The organism is Amazonocrinis nigriterrae CENA67, from assembly GCF_016056305.1.
Lineage (GTDB): Bacteria > Cyanobacteriota > Cyanobacteriia > Cyanobacteriales > Nostocaceae > Amazonocrinis > Amazonocrinis nigriterrae.
On the sequence record NZ_JAECZC010000022.1, the window covers coordinates 51,386 to 70,346 of the forward strand.

16 protein-coding genes and 1 pseudogene are annotated in these 18,961 nt (G+C 40.2%); 9 read left to right on the forward strand and 8 right to left on the reverse strand.

Annotation, left to right across the window (positions count from 1 at the left end; translation table 11 throughout):
• Positions 1–87 precede the first annotated feature (87 nt).
• The 3 genes and pseudogenes from I8748_RS13880 to I8748_RS13890 all read right to left on the reverse strand — a co-directional run bounded on the left by I8748_RS13880 (position 88) and on the right by I8748_RS13890 (position 3,931).
• On the reverse strand, positions 88–387 hold the full coding sequence (locus I8748_RS13880; protein ID WP_198125163.1) for an RNA recognition motif domain-containing protein: 300 nt from the start codon (positions 385–387) through the stop codon (positions 88–90).
• Between the two features lie 544 nt (positions 388–931).
• Positions 932–1,228 (reverse strand): annotated as a pseudogene (locus tag I8748_RS13885) (KGK domain-containing protein); the annotation flags it as partial.
• A 243-nt stretch (positions 1,229–1,471) separates the two neighbouring features.
• Positions 1,472–3,931 (reverse strand): dynamin-like GTPase family protein, encoded by a 2,460-nt coding sequence (locus I8748_RS13890; protein WP_198125164.1) that lies wholly within the window; start codon positions 3,929–3,931, stop codon positions 1,472–1,474.
• A gap of 96 nt (positions 3,932–4,027) precedes the next feature.
• Here I8748_RS13890 and I8748_RS13895 point away from each other — a divergent pair, with 96 nt between their 5' ends.
• From I8748_RS13895 to I8748_RS13905, 3 genes are all read left to right on the forward strand, one after another.
• Complete coding sequence (locus tag I8748_RS13895; RefSeq protein WP_198125165.1) at positions 4,028–4,435, forward strand: PPC domain-containing DNA-binding protein; 408 nt, start codon at positions 4,028–4,030, stop codon at positions 4,433–4,435.
• Between the two features lie 26 nt (positions 4,436–4,461).
• Complete coding sequence (locus I8748_RS13900) at positions 4,462–5,088, forward strand: class I SAM-dependent methyltransferase (RefSeq protein ID WP_198125166.1); 627 nt, start codon at positions 4,462–4,464, stop codon at positions 5,086–5,088.
• 373 nt (positions 5,089–5,461) lie between these two features.
• The gene (locus tag I8748_RS13905) at positions 5,462–6,154 is read left to right on the forward strand and encodes a PEP-CTERM sorting domain-containing protein (RefSeq protein WP_198125167.1); all 693 of its coding nucleotides are present in this window, start codon (positions 5,462–5,464) and stop codon (positions 6,152–6,154) included.
• A gap of 227 nt (positions 6,155–6,381) precedes the next feature.
• On the opposite strand, the gene I8748_RS13910 is transcribed toward I8748_RS13905, so the two are convergent.
• Positions 6,382–7,335: an RsmB/NOP family class I SAM-dependent RNA methyltransferase gene (locus I8748_RS13910; protein ID WP_198125168.1), complete on the reverse strand. Its 954-nt coding sequence runs from the start codon at positions 7,333–7,335 to the stop codon at positions 6,382–6,384.
• A gap of 233 nt (positions 7,336–7,568) precedes the next feature.
• On the opposite strand from I8748_RS13910, the gene I8748_RS13915 reads away from it, so the two are divergent.
• A complete protein-coding gene (locus I8748_RS13915) occupies positions 7,569–8,996 on the forward strand; it encodes a DUF2157 domain-containing protein (protein ID WP_198125169.1) in 1,428 nt (475 codons plus the stop codon).
• 87 nt (positions 8,997–9,083) lie between these two features.
• Positions 9,084–9,857: a GDYXXLXY domain-containing protein gene (locus I8748_RS13920; protein WP_198125170.1), complete on the forward strand. Its 774-nt coding sequence runs from the start codon at positions 9,084–9,086 to the stop codon at positions 9,855–9,857.
• 192 nt (positions 9,858–10,049) lie between these two features.
• Here I8748_RS13920 and I8748_RS13925 read toward each other — a convergent pair whose 3' ends face one another.
• The 3 genes from I8748_RS13925 to fni all read right to left on the reverse strand — a co-directional run bounded on the left by I8748_RS13925 (position 10,050) and on the right by fni (position 13,593).
• Positions 10,050–10,289: a hypothetical protein gene (locus I8748_RS13925; RefSeq protein WP_198125171.1), complete on the reverse strand. Its 240-nt coding sequence runs from the start codon at positions 10,287–10,289 to the stop codon at positions 10,050–10,052.
• Positions 10,290–10,615: 326 nt separating this feature from the next.
• Positions 10,616–12,451 carry a signal peptide peptidase SppA gene (gene sppA, locus I8748_RS13930; protein WP_198125172.1) on the reverse strand — a complete coding sequence of 612 codons (1,836 nt, stop codon included), beginning with the start codon at positions 12,449–12,451 and terminating at the stop codon, positions 10,616–10,618.
• Positions 12,452–12,546: 95 nt separating this feature from the next.
• Entirely contained in the window at positions 12,547–13,593 is a 1,047-nt protein-coding gene (gene fni / locus I8748_RS13935; protein WP_198125173.1) for a type 2 isopentenyl-diphosphate Delta-isomerase, read from the reverse strand.
• Positions 13,594–13,862: 269 nt separating this feature from the next.
• Between fni and I8748_RS13940 the strand changes: the two genes are divergently transcribed.
• Complete coding sequence (locus tag I8748_RS13940) at positions 13,863–14,138, forward strand: hypothetical protein (RefSeq protein ID WP_198125174.1); 276 nt, start codon at positions 13,863–13,865, stop codon at positions 14,136–14,138.
• A 382-nt stretch (positions 14,139–14,520) separates the two neighbouring features.
• On the opposite strand, the gene I8748_RS13945 is transcribed toward I8748_RS13940, so the two are convergent.
• On the reverse strand, positions 14,521–15,405 hold the full coding sequence (locus I8748_RS13945; RefSeq protein ID WP_198125175.1) for a TetR/AcrR family transcriptional regulator: 885 nt from the start codon (positions 15,403–15,405) through the stop codon (positions 14,521–14,523).
• 290 nt (positions 15,406–15,695) lie between these two features.
• On the opposite strand from I8748_RS13945, the gene I8748_RS13950 reads away from it, so the two are divergent.
• The 3 genes from I8748_RS13950 (at position 15,696) to I8748_RS13960 (ending at position 18,953) form a co-directional block, all read left to right on the forward strand.
• Positions 15,696–16,988: an ABC exporter membrane fusion protein gene (locus I8748_RS13950; protein ID WP_198125176.1), complete on the forward strand. Its 1,293-nt coding sequence runs from the start codon at positions 15,696–15,698 to the stop codon at positions 16,986–16,988.
• Positions 16,985–18,163 carry an ABC transporter permease DevC gene (gene devC / locus I8748_RS13955; RefSeq protein ID WP_198125177.1) on the forward strand — a complete coding sequence of 393 codons (1,179 nt, stop codon included), beginning with the start codon at positions 16,985–16,987 and terminating at the stop codon, positions 18,161–18,163. Before I8748_RS13950 ends, devC begins: the two co-directional genes overlap by 4 nt.
• A gap of 88 nt (positions 18,164–18,251) precedes the next feature.
• Entirely contained in the window at positions 18,252–18,953 is a 702-nt protein-coding gene (locus tag I8748_RS13960) for a DevA family ABC transporter ATP-binding protein (protein WP_198125178.1), read from the forward strand.
• Positions 18,954–18,961: the final 8 nt, after the last annotated feature.

Sequence of the window (18,961 nt, forward strand, 5' to 3'; positions counted from 1 at the left end):
GGCTCAAGCATTCTTGCCTGAGCCTTTTCCAAATGCAATTAATTTCCTGAATTAACAGGTTTGTTTAAAAAGGTAAATCTATGAAACTTAATAGCGGTTCCGTCCGCCATAGTTTCCACGATTACCACCAAATGAACCTCTTTCTTCTCTGGGTTTAGCTTTATTAACTTTGAGGTCACGTCCCATCCACTCAGCACCATTAAGTGCATCAATGGCAGCTGTTTCTTCAGCATCAGTTCCCATTTCCACAAAACCAAAGCCGCGCAAACGACCTGTTTCACGGTCAGTGGGAAGCTGAACCCGTTTTACAGAACCATATTCTGCAAACACAGCATTGAGGCTGTCTTCTGTAACATCATAAGAAAGATTGCCTACATAAACTGACATAAATTGTCTCCGAAATCATAAATGTGTAGAGATTTAAATTTCGGAGAAAAGTCTGTGAATACCAAAAGGAATAAGCCTGTCAATACTAAAAACAAACGCTGTCGCCGAATTAACTCTCACTTACCACCATGACACACCACGCAATTATTAGGGGGAAAGTTGCAAAAACTGTTATATAAAGTTATGAGAACAACTGATAGCTAAGTATAGATAATGGTTGGCAACTATGAATAATTTGGTGTATTGAATCTTTGAAACGTAGATACAGTAAGGGTCTATAGATGAATTTACAGCTTTTTATACGTTTTTCAGTTGAAATCAGGACTTACCCACAGACTACGATTTTACGTCATTACGAGCCAAGCAAAGTTACCGTAAAAGCTTAGTTTTTCGTCACGAGTGCGTAAGTCCTATAGATATCTATTAGACTCATTTTTTTGTGAAAAGCACCTAATACACTGCTGTGGTATGGTGCGTGATAGCAAAGCCATAACACACTACTTAATATCTACTTCAGGATAGATGCAAATACGAAGATTTTTACTCATGAGTTTTCCTCGTTAATTATGCGACGTAGATCATCAAGAGGCGATTCAGGTTCAGTTATTTCCACATCCTCTTCAATATAAACTTCAAAGCTGACTTGAAATTTCACTTTTCCTTTTTTCCAGCTTTGAGAACCTAGAGTTAAAATTTCACAATCTATTCCTTCATTAAACCAAGTTTTAAAATTTTGTTCTGCTATAAATATTCCATTAGATTTTAATTCTTGCCGCAATGCATATGCTAGAGAATCATTAGATGATTGATCCAATGCTTGTTGAAATTTCCTAATTCTATATAGATAGTCTCTAAATCATAAAACATCATCTTCATTACAAATTAAGGCTTTAAATTCACTTTCCATATTAACCTCAATTCAGAAAATTCATTAACAAATAGTAGGGGCGTACATCTGTAGTACCCTACAGCGAATTCATGTGTTGCAAATATTTTTGGAAATGGTATCAGCTAATGTGTTTAACTGTTGCAAAAATGCGGGTAATGACTAGTGCTAAAAGCCTAAAGCTATAAAAAAAAGATACTAAATCTGTGCTACTCCATCCAGTAAACCATCTGAAACAACAATACCGTTGTTAGCAGCAATCTTGTCAACAACTTCTGAATCAGCATCACTAATTATAGGCAACAAATGCTCATATAACTGCATTGCTTGCAAACAACTATTGATACTAGAAACTGCTGAATTATAAGCTACTATTTTTTGCTCAACAGCACTTAATAAACGCCCATTATTGAAAATCTTCTCTTCGGCTTCTTGTTGCAGCGTTTGTTCTAAATAAGCACGCGCCTGTGGATACTGCTGTAAAATCTCATCTGCTTGCTTGTCTGCTATTGGTAACAAATGAGTTTTGAGGGTTTGGTTGATGGTTTGGCGAAAAGATTTGCGAATAGTTTGAGAAACTTTTGGCTCAAAATCTAACTTCAATAATTGCCTAATTGCTGGTTCTGCTTCTATGACACTTTCAGCATCATATCCTTGGGAAGTTTGCTGTAAAGTCTGGCGGAATTGATATATGGAAAAAGTGCCTTCATCATAAAATCTAGGACTTTCTCGCACGAAGCGATCGCATTCTACACCAGCAGCACTCACCAAAGCTAAAGAAACTTGTTTTTCTACAATTTTTAACTCTTGTTCAATGCCGCTATCATTACCTAACAAGCGATACAATTGACGATAATACTCGGATTTACGAACCTTTTCTATCAACCGCTGAAACAAATTAGCAACAACTTGCTGGGAAGAATCGACTAAAATATCTTCTAATTGATTGGATAAATAATAAAATGCCTCTACTAAAATGGCAATTAATGGCGCTGTTGCGTTACGCGGATGACTGAGAGTTGCACGTCGATAAGCATCAGCCACAGAAAAAGTATCTAGTAACTCATCTAAACGACGAATCATACGTGATTGTAGTTGCCGAAAATCTGCTTCAAAAGCATCACAGGCATTAGTAATTAATAAATTTACTTCTTCTGTGATATGCAAACTAAATTCTTTACCAACTTGCTGTAGTTGCTGGTTAAGACGTTGCAACTCTTGTGCTTTCATGGCTTTAATTTCTTGCGGCTGACTTTCTAAATCTCGTTGCACAGACTGATAAGATTTTTTCAGCTTAATACATACATCTTCCAAGTCATCAGCCAGATTTTGAAAAATTTGTGGGCGTTTTTCTTCAGTCAAATAACGAGTAATAGCTGTGCGGAATTCTTCTATACCACTATCTTGAATTAGCTGTTTAATTAGAGGCGTTCCTTGTTCAGATAAAATCCGCACATAATTTTCATTGGGAGTTTCAAAGCCATTCAGAGAAATCCGAAAATTGCTAGCTGAAAGTTTACCAGAACTCACACAATAATTGTTAAATGCATAAACAAATTGTGGAGTTTCCTCGCTACCATTCAAATTTTTGACACTTTCTGCAAAAATAGAATCTAAACCAAATCTATCTTGTATATTTGTCTGTTTAATTTGACTGCCGTAAAAGCCGAGTAACCCACTGGTCTTATAAACTCTGCTGGTATCATGAAACTGTGCAGTAATTAAATTATCCAATCGCTGCCTTAGCTGGGTATTGTACCAAGTTTCATCGATGCGGTTGAAGACATAAAAAACGCGATCGCGTATTCCCGCATTTGAACGCATGGTTTCTAAAAGTTCTGTTTCTTCCTTTGTCATATCGCCCGCAGATGCAGGTTTTAGCACACACACCACCGCTGAAGTCTCAGGATGTTGAATTTTGGTGTAAGTTAGCTGTGCATCTTTCTCTACTGGTGCATCAATTCCTGGCGTGTCAATAATGACATTTCCATCTTCCAAAAGGGGATGATTACAGTAATATTCAATCCGCTTTAAAACTGCACTATTGCTACCACGACGAGCATATCCAGCAGCTTCTTTCAGATTAGCAAAATTAAATTGCTCCATAGAATATGTAGCATTATTTACCGTATTAATATATTGACGGTTTGCTTGATATCCTTCCAGCAACAATAATAATGCTTTGGCTTGCTTTGCACGTTCCGATTTACTTTCACCACCCTCTTGCTGAATTATAACTTGGCATCCTTCGCATAAAAGGCTAACTACTTCGGCTTGATTGATATTGGCTGCTGTTTTAAATCCCAATTGTTGACATAAAGAACTTGCTTGTTCTCGAATCTCTGCTTCACTTAAAAATGTCAAAACAACCCGTTCTTTATCTGTTTGTGCATACTCAATCTTGCATTCTGTTCCTGTGGCGTGTCCCTCAGCGCTGTAGAGCAATTCCCGTTCCAGCAGTGCATTAATTAGCATCGATTTTCCTGCACTAAATGCACCTGCAAACACAATTTCAAACTTGGGAGAAATCGCTTTACTTAGAGAAGTTTGTACAGGTGTAATATCTTGGGAACGTAAAGATGATTCTTGCTGTAAAAGTTGTAATATAGACTCTACTTGCTCTTTCAAATTTTGACACTGAGGAGGCAGGTTTGACATTATTAAGCACCAATAAATATTTATGTATATTTTATTAATGTTTAAATGCTAGCGCTTCAGTGTTATTACTGAGGTAATTTTATTTTATTGCCTTTTATGAAAGTTTTTGCTATCAGACTAAAACCCAACGAAGATTTAAGGCAAAGCTTAAAGAACTTTGCCATTCAACAAGATATTAAAGCAGGATTTATTTTAAGTGCGATCGGCAGCTTAAAACAAGCGACAATTCGGTTTGCTAATCAAGACAATATTACAGTACTAAAAGAGAAATTTGAAATTCTTACTCTCAACGGTACGATAGCAACCACAGGTGTACACTTACATATTGCTATTTCTGATAAACAAGGCAAAACTATTGGTGGACATCTTGTTGATGGTAGTATCATTTACACAACTGCTGAAATAGTCATTGGTGCTAGTGAAGAATTTATCTTTAATAGAACTTTGGATGAACAAACAGGTTATTTAGAATTAGAAATTGTAAAAGAAATTAATTCAGAGTAGAGTTGATAAATTGTGCGATCACCCAAATGATTGAAACCATAGTTCGCAAACAATACAACGAGTTAGCAGCCGTTTATGATCTACGTTGGAAAAGTTATATAGCTAACACATTATCTTTTCTCAAAACCTGGGCAGAGATATCATCAACAGATATTGTACTTGATGTTGCCTGTGGCACTGGTGAGTTTGAACGTTTACTACTGGCAGAGTATTCATCGCAACAAATTGTTGGGGTAGACATTTCAGATAAGATGTTGGCGATCGCCCAAAAGAAATGTAGTGCTTATCCTCAAGTATCATTTGAGACCGCAAGTGCCTCAAGTTTGCCATTTGACAGTAATAGTTTCGATGTAATTGTATCTGCTAATTCGTTTCACCACTTTAATCACCCACTTACTGCATTAAAGGAGATGAGACGTGTCCTTAAACCTGATGGTAAAGTCATTATCCTGGATTGGTGTAGAGATTATTTACTTTGTCAAATATGTGACATTCTATTGAAGGCTTTTGATTCAGCTCATCAGCAGTGTTATACCCAAAATGAATTTCACCGCTTGCTTGAAGATGGAAATCTTGCGGTTTCTCGTACAACCAGAATTCGTTTTGGTGTTGTGTGGGGATTAATGGTAGCTACAGCAAGCTTAAAGGAGTAATATTACGGTTGCTGTGATACTAATGTAGTGCGATCGCATTTCACAGCAGATAGTAAAAATGCTTGAATCAAGCTCGCTCATCAGAAATTTCTGGCTGTAGTTTCTGACTTTGATTGCCAGAATCAAGATATATCAAGGCTTTTGCTAGGCATGACTTCGCAAAATTCTTGCAAATCAGGGCTAAATAATTTCTGAATGTCAATGTCTAGAATATTTAATCTCTGTAAAGATTAGATGAAGATAAAACTTGATATCAGAGGGTTTATTGAATTAACCGTATACTTACTTAAGTAATTACATCTATGCTGGAAAAGCAGACAAGGTAAAGCAGCAGATGTATTCAAGTAAACCATCCAAATGAAAGAGGAAAAATATGCCTTTTCTCAAACAGACTTGGAGTATGTTTGCAATAGTCAGCGGTGTATTTTTAGGACAAATTAACACAGCGCAAGCAGTATTACTTGATTTTGAAGGGCTTCCTACCACACCACTTCCGAGTAGCACACCTGTACCAGAATCAGTACTAACTGACGACTTAATATCCGATGGAGTGCTATTTGGCAAGACTGGTGTAAGTGCAGGGGTTGCAGTTGTCGAGAATGGTTTTGGGCTAGATCCAGGTGCAGGCAACACTGTAGTTGGGCTAGATCAATTTGGGAATATTCCAAATATTGTTACTGGTGACATTTTCTTCAGCTTTGTTGTACCTAATACGTTACAACCTGGACAAACCGACTTTGTATCGTTTTCCATAGGCAACGGCGGTGGCGATGTCGATGTATTTGAAATTCGTGCCTTTGATTTTAACAATACGCTACTCCAAACACAGAACTTTGCCAAGGAAGCGGCTTTCCCGGTTTCGTTCTCTTTACCGGGAATTAATCGCATAGAGGTAGACTTTACAGGTGAGTTTGGCTACGCTCTAAATGACCTAAATTTCAACACGCCCACACCAGCTACATCTGTTCCCGAACCACAAGCTATTCTTGGTTTAGCTACGGTTTTAGGAATGGGTGTTTTAATGCAAAGAAAAGCTTCTAAGAAGAAGCAATTAGTTAAAATTTAGAGCTAAATTATCTCCAGCCGGAGCAGATGAGATTATTCTTAATAACTCAGTCTGCACTGTTAGCTGTTTAGATAATCAATAAACTTGAGTTGGATTAAGGATTAAGGTAAAGTATTATTTACCCCTCGATCCAACTCAATATTAACTGTGGTTATATCATCAAATTGAAGCCAAAATTTTGCAACTTCCTTACAAAGCTGAGACCAGCTTAAACTATACCTTTACATCTACAACATTTGTATAATCCCTAAACTATGCAATACATCTAAATCTAATTCTTTAGCCTCACCCTTCTCAGTATTTTGAAAAAGTACCGTAAAAGCACCAGCACCTAACCTATCTTGTGGAAACATCCGATAGCAAGGCATAGTAGTTAAATGCGATTGGTAGTCTTGTAAATAGCTAATCTTAACTGCTTTAAACTGCGGAAAGCGTGACAAAAACCATTCACAAACTTCCTCATTTTCTTCTGGGGAATAGGTGCAAGTCATATAAGCAAGATAACCTTGTGGGGCAACTAGTTGAGCAGAGTTAGCTATAATCCTTTTTTGCCGATTTGCACTTTTATTGATAGCTGTGGGGTGGAAACATCCCACAGCTTTTTCACCTTTAGCTAATAAAGATTGCCCAGTACAAGGAGCATCTACCATCACTAAATTACTTGATAGTGGGATGTTTTCTGCAAAAATGCTAGAATCTCTACTCACAACAGTGCAAGGTTTAATATGGCAACGCCTTAAATTAGAAATTAGCATCCCCAAACGTTTACCAATCACTTCATTACTTATGAGTAAGTCAGGTTGTAAAGCTTGATAAGCAAAAATACTTTTACCTCCCGGAGAGGCACACATGTCAAAAACTAAATGCACTGGCTGAGAAATTGCTAAGAAAGTTGCAGCCGCAAATACAGAAGAAAAATCTAAACAATAGAAATATCCTTGGTTATGAAGGGGATGTTGACCTGGTTTTTCTCCTAGGTGTAAACGGTCTAAAAATTGTGGTTGCCAACTTGTTGGTGTTTCTACTGAAAAAGGTAAGGTTTCAGGCTTTTGTTGACACCAAAGAATACATGGCTGGAAAGGTTGGGGATGAATTAATGCTTCGATAAATTTTTCTTGATTATCAGGGTTTTCAAATAAACGCCGGGAGAGTTTAAGTAATAAATTTGATGGCTTTTCCATTAGTAAAACTGTTACAGAAGAACAATGCTATGAAGTGGCTTGGCTTCATACTGAAAATATAATGACCGCCATTTTAATGGGGAATAAATAGGCGTGTAAGAATCAGTTTTGTAGATAAGGGGTAAAGATATTTCTTTGCCTTCACCTTTCTTCATACCTGCTTACACCCTTCTCTGCTGCACTTTCCACATGACGTGAAAAATCAGAACAACCCCACTGCACCGGAGATGGTCATGGTATTAGATAATTTTCAGCGAAAATTACGCCAAGAAGCACAACTGTGGCGAGATGAAGGAATAATTAGTGCTTCGCAATACGAACAAATCTCAGACCGTTATCAATTTAAAAACTTAGAAGCAGCTGCACGCGATCGCTCTACAATGATTGCGATCGCTACAGGCGGTGTCCTTCTATGTTTAGGTGTGATTACGTTTGTAGTTGCAAACTGGGAAGCATGGCCACGAGAAGTTAAATTCATCCTGATGATGAGTTTGTTTTTCTCAGTAAGTATCATTGGTTTTTACACAAGACAAGCTACATTCGGCAAAAATGAAGGAAAGAAATCGCAACGCAGCAAACGCTTACTAGGAGAAGCATTGCTAATTTTTGGCGCTTTTATCTTAGGCGCAAACATAGTACTGATGGCCCAGATTTTCAATATTAACGGTTCCACTACCGAACTGTTTTTTGCTTGGGGCTTTGGTGTTTTGCTCATGGCCTATAGTCTGTCGTTAAATTCCTTGGGAATTATGGCAATTATCCTAGTACAAATAGGATATTGGGCAGGCATAGGAGACTTATCTTATACGTTTGGCTATTCAGGTAACTGGTCTTGGGCAAAGTTAGCATTACAACATATGCCCTTATTATCATGGCTGTTGTTTGTACCTTTAGCCTACTTTTGTCGATCGCGTTGGATTTTTGCCCTCGCCGCCTTCAGCTTTGCTAGTTCTTTGGTATCTAACCTCGATCCTTTACCACTTCTGAATTTTGCAAATGTAGCTCCTTGGGTGGCATCTTTCGCTTTTGCACTCCCACCCGCATTATTCTGGAGTTATGACGATTTACTGTTTCCCACCATCAACTACAGGTTATTTCAACCCCTAGCCCGTGATTTAGCTTTGGTGGCTTTTGGGCTTGTCTTTTACATTCTATCGTTTCGTTGGCAATGGCAAGGTCAATCCTATAGTTCCTATCCGCCAACGACTACCAGTGTGTTTATGTCTCTTCCCATTATTGATTTGGGAATTCTCAGCGGTTTAGCAGTATTGCAATGGTTGTTTTTGCTGCGTCATAGAAGTAACCCTCCCCGCCGAGAAGCAGTTTTCTCGACTGCGATTATTACCACCTTTCTTGGTTTCATCGCCATAGTACCTTTCTGGCATCAGGCTATCACCCGTATAGGTGACTTGGGCAGTTTTATTTTCAATGTACTTTTGGCAGTTTTGGCTTGGGGACTCATTCAAGAAGGATTGAAGTTAAGTGACAGGCGTGCCTTTTGGGGCGGTATGCTATTATTAACGCTGCAAATCATTAGTCGGATGCTAGAGTATGACACTGACCTACTTTTCAGGTCGCTGGTGTTTATTATGTGCGGTTCTGTATTAATTAGCGCTGGACTTTGGTTTGAACGTCGCTTGGCTCCTGTAACGAAGAAGTAGTATGTTGATTGATGACTGATGACTGTTGTCTCTGCGTGAGTCCTAATTGTGGTTTTGATTTCCCTGATATTTTTTAGGACTACGCTCATGAAAAGTGAATCCTCTGAATCTAGCAAGAAAGGTGATTCTGCTGAATCTACCAAAAAAATTGAATCCTCTGAATCTAGTAAAAATAAATCATTGTCTCCCGAAGCGGAATTTTCTAAAAAGCTGACTTTTCGGGATTATCTAATTGCTACTGAACAAAAAGCGAACCAGCCTTTACCTTTTTGGCGGCTGTTGGTTCCTTTGCTAGTTCAAACAGGAATTATTTTGGCAGTTCCCACCCAAGCAATGTACACTAACCTCACAGGCAAAGAGGTAATTTTACAAACAGTGCCTGTAAACTCCAATAATGTACTGCAAGATGACTCCCTAACCCTCGACTACAATATTTCCCGTGTTTCAACCTTAAGAAGACTTCCTGGTTGGGAAAATTTAATTAGGGAAAATCGGGGAAATAACAGACAATTGCTACCAGGAACTAACTTGTACGTAATTTTGCAAGAGCAACAATCCTTTAGTGATGGGGTTCCTAGGGCTTGGCGACCAGTGCGTGTCAGTAGCACTATGCCTACGTACCTGCCAAGCAATCAAGTAGCCTTGAGAGGTGTGTATCAGGATGGTTTAGTCAACTACGGTGTGGAAACATATAATATTGCAGAAGAAATGCGATCGCAAATGAGTAACGATATAGCTCGTACTGTCCGACAAACCAGAAACGGACAGCAACGACCCATAGTAGTGAAAGTCAAAGTAGACCAACAAGGTAACGCCGTACCGATGAGCCTTTGGGTGCGCGATCGCAATTATCGTTTCTAGCACTGAGCTTAGGTAGGGGAGATGGGGAAGATGAGGGAGATGAGGGAGATGAGGGAGAAATAACTCCCAGTTCTTAACTCTTAACTTTTACCTACTCCCTGCCCACTATTAAGATTATCGATGTAATTTTTTCTCCCCTGCTCCCCTGCTCCCCTGCTTGCCTACACCTGGAAATTTTGGGTTGCCAAACCACTAGTCTTGGTGGCGTGCATTCCATGCTACACCAAAAGCTGCCCCTGCCCCAGCTACTAAGCCGGTACTCATTCCTTGTATAGTTTTTTCAATAGGGTCTTGAGTCAAGCAATCGCTCGTAACCTGATCAGCACGCAAGCAAAGATTGCTCTCTGCCCAACTGGTTGTACCTCCTAGAATCACACCAGCTACACTACAGGAAACAACAAGCAGTAAAAGGCGTTTGGTTTTTCTATCCATAGATGGATGCATCAAAAATTAGAGTCAGTAGTTAATCTTCAACTACTTTACACCATAAAATTGTGGAAAGCTTGGTAGTCATGCCAAGTTGCATTCAGAGGTACTAGCTTAGAGAGCTTTCGGAGCAGAGGAGCAGGGGAGCAGAGGCGAAGAAATTGTACTACGTCAAAATGCAACTTAGAATCACACCAGTAGGGTGCATTCTGGACACAACGTCCTAACACACCGACACAATCAAGTGATGGTGCGTTGCGCTGCGCTACAACACACCTACTGGCTAAGACAAGGAAAATTACCAATGCCCTATGCCCCATGCCCCATGCCCATTACTCAATTTTTAAATTGAAGGGTAAACGAGCATAAATCCCCTGTGGATCATTCATCTTTTGCCAAATTCCTATTTCCTGTTGCAGTTTTTGGAATTCAGCCGTTAGCGGATCGGTTGCTTTAATTTCCCCTCGTTGAATTCCTAAAGCGGTACCTGTCTCTTCAACTGCATGTCCGAAAAGGCGTTCTTCAAAGTTGCTTTCTTTGGGATATTCTTGTAGTTGCCAATCTTTGCCCAGATTCGCTTGCTTGGCAGCATATTCAATGGCAGCACTCATACCACCAATTTCATCCACTAAACCAATTTGTTTGGCTGCTTCACCTGACCAAACTCTTCCTTGGGCAATCTCTGCCACTTTTTGTTCTGGGATTTTCCGACCTTGGGCAACTTTATTAATAAATATATTATAAATACGGTTAACACTCCGCTGGTAAAGTTCTAACTCTTGAGGCGATTTTGGACGAGCAACTGTCTGACTATCAGCATAGCGTGCAGTTTTAACTGAATCCCAAGTGATACCATTATTATTTGCTAACTTTTGCCCATTAAATAACACTCCAAATACACCAATTGAACCTGTGATTGTATTGGGTTCAGCAAAAATGCGATTGGAGTCGCTAGCAATCCAGTAACCACCAGAGGCGGCGACATCACCCATAGATACTACAACAGGTTTCACCTCACGAGTTAATCGTACTTCTCGCTGCATCACCTCGGCTGCTGTAGCACTACCACCAGGACTATTAATCCTGAGTACAACTGCCTTAACATGTTCATCTTGTCGCAGTTTATTGAAGATTTTTGCAAAGCGATCGCCTCCTACTTGTCCACTGTCGCCTTTACCATCGACAATATCGCCCTCAGCATAAACCACAGCTATTTTATTTTTGGAGTCGCGTTCTACACTGATGGATTTATTAGGAACTTGGGCGTATTTAGCCAGGTCAATTTGCCGAAATGTTTTATCATCATTGCCGCTGGCTGTTAATTTCTTCAGGTCGGCAACTACCTGATCGGCGTAAGCCACCTGATCTACTAAACCATTGGATTTAGCTTCTGTAGCTTGTAGTATTGCTTGATTATCTGCGATCGCTTGTAACTTTTGGGGGTTAATTTTCCGGCTTGCTCCTACTGTACTGCGCCACTCTCCCCAAACATCATCTAATAATTGCTGCGTTTGTTCGCGGTTTTCAGGACTTAGTTTTGTCAGGATAAAAGGTTCTACTGCTCCTTTAAATTTTCCTACCCGCACCACTTGAACACCAATACCATACTTCTGCAATGCTCCTGCTAAGAACATTGGTTGGCTACTTAACCCATTGATTTCCATCATACCCAAGGGATTAAGTACGATGGTATCCGCCACCGAACTCAGATAATATTCCCGTTTTCCCCATTCCATACCATAGGCGACAACTTTTTTCCCAGCAGCACGGCATTCCTCTAAAGCTTTACGGATTTCCTTAAGTGAAGCAAAACCTAAATTACTAGCTCCACTGGTGCGTGTTGCATCTAGGTAAATAGCCACAATTCTGCGATCGCTCCGCGCCTTTTCTAAGGCATCCAGAACGCTACGCAGTGTCATTCTATCTTCTTGTTCCCCTGATAGAGTCTTCTGAAGCAGTTCACTAGAGGCAGGTTCCCTGTCAGTTATGTTCATGGACAAATCGAAAACTACTACTGACTTATCTTTCACTTCTGGCCCAGGATCTTTAGAAGTAGCAGCTGCAAATATCAGCAAGATTAGTCCTGTGGTACTGATACCGCAAAAAATAAACAGTCCTAGTAAGCTGCCTAATAAACTGGCAAAAGTTTGTTTAATAAAGTTATTCATAATTCAAGAGTCAGTGGTTAGTGGTCAGTGGTTAGTGGTCAGTGGTCAATGGTCAGTGGTCAATAGCAACTAACAACTAACAACTGACAACTAACTTATTCTATGCGTTGTAAGCTTCCAGAATGTTTTAACTGATGCAAGGTAGCATTACCAGTACAAAATAACACGGTAGTAATTTCGGCAATTAATACCTCAGCTAAATCGTGGAGTGCTGCTTCTGATACTACTGCTGCTTGCAAGAATGGCATTGCCAAGCCAGCTATATCTGCTCCTAATGCGATCGCTTTGGCGACATCGAGTCCGTGACGCAATCCTCCAGAAGCTATTAAGGGTATATTAGGAGCGATCGCTCTAATATTTGTAATACACTCTGCTGTCGGTAAACCCCAATCCGCAAAAGTATTGCCCAACCTGCGTTGCAAGGCATTTTCTGCCCTTTCACCTTCTACTTTTGCCCAAGAAGTACCTCCCGCACCTGCCACATCAATAGCTGTCACCCCAGCTGCTATCAATTTCTCTGCGATCGCTGCTGAAATTCCATTGCCTACTTCTTTAGCAATTACAGGCACGTTTAATTGACCACATAACTTAGATATTTTGTCAAGTAAACCACGAAAATTAGTATCACCTCTAGGTTGAATAAACTCTTGTAGGGGATTAATGTGCAAAATTAAGGCATCAGCCTCTAACATATCGATAATTTGCAGACATTGATCTAAGCCATATTTATAGTTAAGTTGTACAGCCCCCACATTGGCAAACAACAGCACATCAGGAGCATACTTGCGAATGGCAAAGGTTGCAGCCACCTGGGGTTTTTCCACCGCTACCCGCTGGGAACCCACACCCATTGCAATTTTATAGTGTTGGGCAATTTCTGCTAAACGTTGGTTAATAATTCCTGCTTGTTCTGTTCCTCCAGTCATGGAAGAGATTAATAACGGTGCTAATAGATGTTTGCCTAAAAAAGTCGTGCTGATATCGATGTCATTGCGATCGAGTTCGGGTAGACAACAATGGGTAAAGCGATAGCGTTCTAGTCCATTGGTAGTTTGGTGAAACTGAACATCTTCTTCCAAGCAGATACGGATGTGATCTGCTTTGCGCGACTGGGTTTGTGTTGAGTTGGTGGGAGCGTTCACTGGTTGATATGGCTCAAAGCAGTTGTAATTACCGACTATTGTTACAGTCTTACAGACTAGAAAGCATAATCAGCAATCAATTTAATAGGACTTACGCGCATTGTCATATTTTTTTGCAAAAATTGTTCAAAGTCAAAAGTCCTGTTTAAATTTAATTTTGGCTAAAATTTGTTGTGCTAGATTTAACATTGGTTATTAGTCTAAATGATTTGGCAAAATAAATTGCTAAGTAGCAGAAGCTGCAAACTGTAATTACAGGAGATGCATCTATGTCCAGCATTTTACGTATCAAAGATATTGGCACTACTATTTTTAAGCAAAGTACACAACAATCAGATGACCTAAAAAAATCTGATCCAACGTACGTAGCTAGAGCAGGCGAGCTATATTTCGTCACCTCCATTGATCGTGATGTTAAGAAATATGGCGGTGATCACTGGAAAGTAACCTTCGAGAAAAAACTTCAGCCTAGAGAGGGCGGTAATCCTATACAAACCTGGTTTGTTTATCAGGGTGATGTAGAAGAATACAGACTCGTAAAATGATTCCAGCTATGAACGGGGTGTGGGGTGTGGGGTGTAGGGTAGTGCAAGAATACAGACTCGTAAAATGATTCCAGACAGAGTAATTATTTACTTGCTAGCTAAGATTTACCCCATTAATTAAAGTCATGGCATTAGTTTTCTTTTCCATGTATATACAGTTTTGCCAAAAGGAGAATTTGAAGTATCACACTGAAATTAGAAAGCTGCCTAACTAATTTCCTAAATTTACCATGTATATACAAAAAATGGAAATTGGGTATTATGCATTGGGAATTGAGTATTAGTTATTTGTCCTCTACTCCCCATCTCCCCTGTGCCCCTAATCCCCACTCCCTCCGGTCGTGGGGGCCCCGAGTTCCCCTGCTCCCCATCCCTCCATCTCTTAACTTTCTACCTCCTGACTATCAAAACAGCCCTGGCGGGCAAAGATTTCAATCATTTCACTTCTGGTTAGATCATTTTCTGCTGCTAATGCTGCTAGCTTTTCCCAAGCTGTATCTGTCAATCTGATTGACCTTAAATGTTTTGGTTCAGAACCGTAGTCCATCTCAAACTTACCTGACGAGGTGCGCTTTCGCCTGGGTGATTTCTGCCTTGTTCCTGAATACTGATCCGCAGTTGCAATTTTAGGGGTTTGATTAATAGTTATCAACTGAATCAGGTTGTCAATCAGGCGATCGCGTTCCATTGGCAATATCTGCTGACAATGCAGTATATGTTGAAGAATTACAAAATGTACTAGAGTACCAAGAAAAATACGTGCAGTCACTTCTGGATCAGGTAGTTGCAGTTCAGGATGATCTGCAAAATATTGACACAAAAGTTCTAAAACAGGTTTGTCTACGTTGCGAACAAAAACTTGCGCTAGTGATGGAAAACGTCCAGACTCTCCAATGATCAGTCTTACCAAACTCAGCAACTCTTCTTTTGGATTGATTTGCTCCACAATATTTAATGCTAGACGGCGTAGAACAACCTGGGGTTCTCCTACTAACAATTGTGAGTCTTGGGGGCTAAACGCTTCTCGGTAATTTTCCTGTGCTAGCCGCTCAACTAGAGTGATAAATAATCCTTCCTTATCTTGAAAGTAGCTGTAGACCGTTGTTTTAGACACGCCTGCTGCTGCTGTGATTTTATCCATAGTTGTAGCAGCGTAGCCATGTGCCAAAAACTCTTGCATCGCTCCAGCAAGAATAGCATCGACTTTATCGGCTAACAACAAACGGTCTGGGTTATTGCTTTCTATCTGTTTGCTCTTGTTTTTCATATTTTGAATTGGGAATTGGGAATTGGGGATTGGGAATTGGAAACAGTACTGATACTCTGTTATGTTCATAAATCGTATTTAGCAATAAAGAAGAGAAGATAGGGAAGTAATAATCCCCCTCATCCCCTCATCTCTCCATCCCCCTCATCTCCCTCATCCCCCTCATCTCCCTTATCCACTCATCTCCTGAAATCTAACACTGGGCTATTGACAAAAATGTAATGAACAGTTTAGTTTATACCTATATTAACTAAACTATCTAGTTTACTTACTATTTATGTAAGGAGCTAATGGTGCATCATACGGCAACTGAAGGTTCCAGATTTCCTAAACCTAATTTTCGCCAACTCTTAATGCTGGTATTAGCGTTAGGTTTTGCGATCGCAGGATTATATAGATTATTTTGGCGAGTTCAAGCACAACCAACCGTCCAACAAGTGAGCATACCTCAACCAAAAACGGTGACAGCCTTGGGTAGACTAGAGCCACAAGGAAAAGTGATTAAACTATCAGCGCCAGCATCCAGTCAAGGCAGCCGCGTAGAAACACTTTTGGTGATGGAGGGCTTTAAAGTCAAAGCTGGCCAAGCGATCGCAATTTTAGATAACCGAACTCGCTTACAAGCAGCTTATGAAGAAGCCCAAGAAGCGGTAAAAGTCGCGCAGGTAAATTTAGCAAAAGTGCTAGCTGGTGCAAAAGTAGGTGAGATAGATGCCCAAAAAGCTGAGATTGCCCGTATCGAAGCACAAACATTTGGTGAAGAAACCGCACAAAAGGATACAGTAGCTAGGTTAGAGGCGCAGTGGCTAGGTGAGAAAACTGCACAACAGGCAACAATAAATCGCTTAGAAGCAGAACGCCAAAATGCTCAAGTAGAATTTCAACGCTATCAGCAGCTTTACTCTCAAGGTGCAATTTCTCAGTCTGTATTTGACAGCAAGCGCCTGAGTTTAGATACGATAACGCAACAGTTGAGTGAAGCTAGAGCAAATCTTAACCGCATTGATAGTACTGGACGCAAGCAAATTACTGAAGCTAAGACAGTTTTGGCTAGGCTTAACGCCACTGGTAACAAGCAAATCAGTGCAGCCAAAGCTACTTTAGATCAAATTGCTGAAGTACGCCCAGTAGATGTAGAAGCAGCAAAAGTAGAGGTTAGCCGTACCATAGCAGCTGCTAAGCAAGCAAAGGCAAACCTAGAACAAGCATACGTGCGATCGCCCCAAGATGGTGTAATCTTGGACATTCATACACGTTCCGGTGAAATGGTGTCTGATGAAGGTATTGTTGAAATTGGGCAAACCGACCAAATGTATGCAGTTGTCGAAGTTTATCAAAGTGATGTCCACAAAGTCCGCCCGCAACAACTAGTAAAAATCTCCAGCAATTCTCTACCAGGGAAATTGCAGGGAACAGTAGATACAGTAGGCTGGAAAATACAGCGGCAAAATATTATCAACGCTGACCCCAGTGAAAATATTGATTCGAGAGTTGTAGAAGTTCATGTACGGTTAGATCGACGTTCCAGCGAGAAAGCCGCCAAATTTACTAATTTGCAAGTCAAGGCGGTAATTGAATTGTGATCGGATTTATTCAGGAACTACAACGGCGTACACCGCTGGGATGGCTGCAATTGAGCCATCATAAAAGTCGTTTGTTAGTGGCCTTGTCAGGCATTGCTTTTGCCGATGTCCTCATGTTTATGCAGATGGGGTTTCAAAATGCATTGTATGACAGTAACACCCGGCTCAATAGCGCCTTACTTGCAGACATCGTTTTAATGAGTACTCAAAGCCGTAATACGCAAAATTTATCTACTTTTTCACGGCGGCGACTGCTTCAAGCTGGTGATGTACCGGGTGTAAAATCAACACAAGCCATGTATATCGGTTTAGTAACTTGGAAAAATCCTCAAACACACCGAAAAACCCAACTGCAAGCGATCGGGTTTAATCCTGATGAACCTGCCTTAAATTTACCAGAAGTCAACGCTCAGTTAGATAAGATTAAGCTACCTGATACCTTTATCTTTGACCGGGGAGCCAGAGGACAATACGATAAAGCTTTTGCCCAAATTGATGCAGGTAATTCTGTCACTACAGAAGTTGATAAACGCACCATTACCATTGATGGCTTATTTAAATTAGGAGCATCTTTTGGTGCAGACGGCACATTAATTTCTAGCGAGGATAATTATTTACGTATCTTTCCTCGACAATTAGCAGGAAGTATTAATTTGGGTTTAGTTTATATTCAACCAGGCTATGACCTTAAACAAGTTGCAGCATCATTAAAAGCCTATCTCCCAAGTGAAGATGTAAAAGTACTAACCCGTGAGGAATTTATCAACTTTGAAGTAGATTATTGGAAATCAGAAAGCCCTATTGGTTTCATTTTTACTTTGGGTGTGTCAATGGGCTTTATTGTGGGTGTGATTATTGTTTATCAAGTCCTCTCTACAGATGTGAATGCCCACATCAAGGAATACGCTACTTTTAAAGCGATGGGATATCGAAATTTATATTTGCTGGGTGTAGTTTTTGAAGAAGCGATTATATTAGCTGTGCTGGGGTTTATTCCAGGTTTGATAATTCCTTTAGGACTTTACCGCTTGACTCGAAAGGCTACAGATTTACCTGTATATATGACTTTAGCTAGAGCGTTAACTGTTTTAATATTAACAATTATTATGTGCGGTATTTCTGGAGCAATAGCAACTCGCAAATTACAATCTGCTGACCCTGCGGATATGTTTTAATGAATTGGGAATTGGGAATTGGGAATTGGGAATTGGGAATGGGTTGAATTTATAATATTTAATCCAAAATTTAAAATCTAAAATTATTATGGCTGCTGTTATTTCTATTGAAAATCTTGATCATTTTTTTGGGAAGGGACAACTACGAAAGCAGGTTTTATTTAATATTAATTTGGAAATTAATGCTGGCGAAATTGTGATTATGACTGGGCCTTCGGGTTCTGGAAAAACTACATTGTTGACCTTAGTCGGCGGTTTGCGTTCTGCCCAGTCTGGCAGTTTAAAAGTTTTAGACAGAGAACTTTGTCATGCTAGTAGCAAAGAACTGACACAAGCACGACGAAGCAACGGTTATATTTTCCAAGCCCATAACCTGCATGGTAGCCTGACAGCAATTCAAAATGTGCGAATGGGTTTGGAAGTGCAACCAAAAATTTCGCCCCAAGAAATGCTCAGGCGATCGCAAGCCATGCTCGAAGCTGTAGGATTGGGACAACGCCTGAATTATTACCCAGATAACTTGTCAGGGGGACAAAAACAACGGGTAGCGATCGCTCGTGCGCTAGTTAGTCAACCTAAAATTGTCTTGGCAGATGAACCCACAGCCGCACTTGATAAACAATCTGGGCGCGATGTCGTGGAATTAATGCAGAAACTAGCCAAAGAGCAAGGCTGTACAATATTGCTTGTAACCCATGACAACCGCATCTTAGATATTGCCGACCGCATCGTCTACATGGAAGATGGTCATCTCGTCAGAGATGGTGTAGGTGCTGTAGCTGTTGAGTAGTAATAGCA

What these genes read in the sequence shown, in the direction of transcription:
- I8748_RS13880 (WP_198125163.1), bottom strand. Translation starts at nt 387, where the DNA reads ATGTCAGTTTATGTAGGCAATCTTTCTTATGATGTTACAGAAGACAGC.
- I8748_RS13890 (WP_198125164.1), bottom strand. Translation starts at nt 3,931, where the DNA reads ATGTCAAACCTGCCTCCTCAGTGTCAAAATTTGAAAGAGCAAGTAGAG.
- I8748_RS13895 (WP_198125165.1), top strand. Translation starts at nt 4,028, where the DNA reads ATGAAAGTTTTTGCTATCAGACTAAAACCCAACGAAGATTTAAGGCAA.
- I8748_RS13900 (WP_198125166.1), top strand. Translation starts at nt 4,462, where the DNA reads ATGATTGAAACCATAGTTCGCAAACAATACAACGAGTTAGCAGCCGTT.
- I8748_RS13905 (WP_198125167.1), top strand. Translation starts at nt 5,462, where the DNA reads ATGCCTTTTCTCAAACAGACTTGGAGTATGTTTGCAATAGTCAGCGGT.
- I8748_RS13910 (WP_198125168.1), bottom strand. Translation starts at nt 7,335, where the DNA reads ATGGAAAAGCCATCAAATTTATTACTTAAACTCTCCCGGCGTTTATTT.
- I8748_RS13915 (WP_198125169.1), top strand. Translation starts at nt 7,569, where the DNA reads ATGGTATTAGATAATTTTCAGCGAAAATTACGCCAAGAAGCACAACTG.
- I8748_RS13920 (WP_198125170.1), top strand. Translation starts at nt 9,084, where the DNA reads ATGAAAAGTGAATCCTCTGAATCTAGCAAGAAAGGTGATTCTGCTGAA.
- I8748_RS13925 (WP_198125171.1), bottom strand. Translation starts at nt 10,289, where the DNA reads ATGGATAGAAAAACCAAACGCCTTTTACTGCTTGTTGTTTCCTGTAGT.
- sppA (WP_198125172.1), bottom strand. Translation starts at nt 12,451, where the DNA reads ATGAATAACTTTATTAAACAAACTTTTGCCAGTTTATTAGGCAGCTTA.
- I8748_RS13940 (WP_198125174.1), top strand. Translation starts at nt 13,863, where the DNA reads ATGTCCAGCATTTTACGTATCAAAGATATTGGCACTACTATTTTTAAG.
- I8748_RS13945 (WP_198125175.1), bottom strand. Translation starts at nt 15,405, where the DNA reads ATGAAAAACAAGAGCAAACAGATAGAAAGCAATAACCCAGACCGTTTG.
- I8748_RS13950 (WP_198125176.1), top strand. Translation starts at nt 15,696, where the DNA reads ATGGTGCATCATACGGCAACTGAAGGTTCCAGATTTCCTAAACCTAAT.
- I8748_RS13960 (WP_198125178.1), top strand. Translation starts at nt 18,252, where the DNA reads ATGGCTGCTGTTATTTCTATTGAAAATCTTGATCATTTTTTTGGGAAG.